Genomic DNA, 2,918 nt, shown 5'->3' on the forward strand with positions numbered 1-2,918 from the left:
CGACTGCAACCCCAACAGCTTCTCGGCGTACTTCCTCTTCAAGATCCTCATCGTCGTGATGTGCGGCTTCATCTTCCTGCAGGGGGTCGTGTTCTTCTGGCGCTCGTACCTCGAGTGGAAGGAAGGCCCCGAGAGCGAGGGCAAGTATCACGATCACGACAACCTCGGGCCGGGCGAAGAAGCCTACGACCACGCCGAATTCTGAGAGGACCCACCACATGCTATTCGGACTAGATGGCGTAGAGATCGGCCTGATCATCGTCTTTCTCACACTCTTCTCCGCCATTCTCTCGGGCTTCCCGGTGGCCTTCGCCATCGGCGGCGCGGGGGTGATCTCTTTCGCCATCATCGCGGCGCTCGACAGCGCGGGCCTGCTGATCCACCAGGCCATCGACACCGGGTCCGACGCCTACCGGGCGCTGGTCGCCACCGGCATCCGCGAGGATACGATCTCGATCTTCCGCTACCCGGACCTGCCACGCTACGCGATGCCGGTCTTCGACCGCGGCTGGGAAGTGGCGCTCGACCGCAACGTGTCGTTCATCGTGAACCGCGTGAACGAGCGCGTCATCGCCGGCGCCAGCATCGAGACGCTGCTCGCGGTGCTGATGTTCGTGATGATGGGCATCGTGCTCGAGCGTTCCAAGATCGCCGACGACCTGCTCAAGACCATGGCACGGGTGTTCGGGCCCCTGCCGGGCGGTCTCGCGGTGTCGATCGTGGTCGTGGGCGCGTTCCTCGCGGCCTCCACCGGCATCGTCGGCGCGACCGTGGTGACCATGGGCCTGCTGGCGCTGCCCACGATGCTGCGCAACAACTACTCGCCCGAGCTGGCGACGGGCGTCATCGCGGCCTCGGGCACGCTGGGGCAGATCATCCCGCCGTCCATCGTCATCGTGCTTCTGGGCACGCTGGCGGGCGATCTCTACTCGACGGCGCAGGAAGCCCGCGCGCAGTCGCTGGGCTGCACCGACGCGCTGACCTACCTGGGCGAGCCCGCGGTGGTCTCGGTCGGCACGCTGTTCCAGGCGGCGCTGCTGCCCGGTATCCTGCTGGCGATGCTCTACGGCGCCTATGCCTTCGGCTTCGCCATGCTCAACCCGCACAAGGCACCGCCGGTGCGCAGCGAGGGCAGCATGGGCGAGCCCGTGACAAGGGGCGAGGCCTTCACCTGGTACCTCGGCGTGCCGCTGTTGCTGATCGTGGCGACCATCGGCTTCGGCCAGCTCAACATGGTGGGCTCGCAGTCGACCGTGGTCTCGAGCTTCTCGGAAGGCGGCCAGACCGCCAGCCTGCGCACCAATGTGGGCGCCGAGTGCAAGGCCGCGATGATCGAGCTGCACGGCCAGTCCGCATGGGACGTCGCCGTGGCCCAGCAGGCCGAGATCGACGCCGCGGGCGGGGTCGAGGAAGGTCATCGCCTCTCCGAGGACGAGATCAACGCCGCCGTCGCCAGCAAGATCGCCAACGCCGCGCCGATCGGCACCGGCATCGCGATCATCACGGTGATGCTAGGCATCACGCTGGCCTGGGGCAGGGCGGTCTCGCCCGCGTCCGAGCCGCGGCCGCTCCTGATCGGAGCCGCGGGGCTGGCGCTGGGTCTGGTGGTGGACATCCTCTTCATCGGGCCGCTTACCACCCCGGGCCTGACCGTGGTGCTGATGGCGGTGCCATGGGTGCTGGCGCTTTACGGCGCGACGCACGCGGCGAAGCGCCTTGCCGGGAACGAGCTCATCCGGGTGGTCTTCCCGCCGCTGGTGCTGATCGTCGCGGTGCTGGGCTCGATCCTCGGCGGCATCACCAACCCGACGCCCGCCGCGGCGCTTGGGGCTGCCGGTGCCATCATGCTCGCGGCCTACCGCAAGCTGCGCGAGACCGACCGCTCGCCGCGGATCATCCTGTGGTCGACCTTCGCGGTGGTCATCATGATCCTCGTGGGCGTGAACTTCGACCTCCGGGTGAACTCGGGCAGCGCCGGGGTCGAGAGCTGGATCGCCTTTCTCGTGGCGCAGGCGGCCTATCTCTACGCGCTCTTCGGCATGTTCTTCGCCTGCTGGGTGCTGCTCAAGGCGGGGGTGCTCGGACCGGCGGTGCGGGAGACGGCGAAGGTGACGTCGATGGTCTTCACCATCCTCGTGGCCTCGCAGCTGCTGAACCTCGTGGTGATCTCCTTCGGGGGCGAGCACTACATCCAGCAGTTCCTCCAGAGCTTCGACAACGAGCACAAGGTCTTCCTCGTGGTCATGCTGGTGCTCTTCATCCTCGGCTTCGTGCTGGACTTTCTCGAGATCATCTACATCGTCGTGCCGATCGTCGGTCCGGTGATCTACGGGGGCTCCTTCGATCCGAAGTGGGTGACCATCATGATCGCGGTGAACCTGCAGACCTCGTTCCTGACCCCGCCCTTCGGCTTCGCGCTGTTCTACCTGCGCGGCGTGGCACCGGCCTCGGTGACCACCGGGCACATCTACCGGGGCGTGATCCCCTTCGTGCTGATCCAGGTCGCGGGCCTTGCGCTGCTGTGGTTCGCACCGGGCATCGTGACCATCGTGCCGGACCTGATCCCCAAGTAAGCTCTGGGGAGCGGCAAGAGACGGGAGCGGGCCCTCGGGTCCGCTCCTTTCGTTTCGGGGGGGGCGGTGGCCGGTGCCTCCGCCGCGTTTGCCGGGCGTCGTCGGGGCGAGTACACCTGACGGACCGGCGGGGAGCCGGTCTCGGGGGAGAGTGCTTTGGGGCAGGGGCGCAACATGACCGGCGGCAGGTTTGAGACCATCGTGATCGGCGACGGCATCGCCGGCTGGGCCGCCGCCGCCGTGCTGGCGCGGCGCGGGCAGGCGGTGGCGGTGCTGGGCCGTGCGCAGGGGCTGCCCCCGGTGGGGGAGTACCTGCCGCCCGAGGGTGTGGCGGCACTCGCGGCG

At 68.0% G+C, this 2,918-nt stretch carries 1 protein-coding gene and 1 pseudogene; both read left to right on the plus strand.

Going from position 1 to position 2,918, the window contains the following annotated elements:
* Positions 1-205, plus strand: a pseudogene (locus HC022_RS22970) (C4-dicarboxylate ABC transporter permease); the annotation flags it as partial.
* A gap of 13 nt (positions 206-218) precedes the next feature.
* Positions 219-2,573 carry a TRAP transporter large permease subunit gene (locus tag HC022_RS22975; RefSeq protein WP_167453950.1) on the plus strand — a complete coding sequence of 785 codons (2,355 nt, stop codon included), beginning with the start codon at positions 219-221 and terminating at the stop codon, positions 2,571-2,573.
* The last annotated feature ends 345 nt before the right edge of the window (positions 2,574-2,918 follow it).

Origin of the sequence: Salipiger sp. HF18, from assembly GCF_011806505.1 — a bacterium.
Classification (GTDB): domain Bacteria; phylum Pseudomonadota; class Alphaproteobacteria; order Rhodobacterales; family Rhodobacteraceae; genus Salipiger; species Salipiger thiooxidans.

Bases quoted from the DNA above. Each gene is read 5' to 3' on its own strand.
- HC022_RS22975 (WP_167453950.1), top strand. From the start codon at position 219: ATGCTATTCGGACTAGATGGCGTAGAGATCGGCCTGATCATCGTCTTT.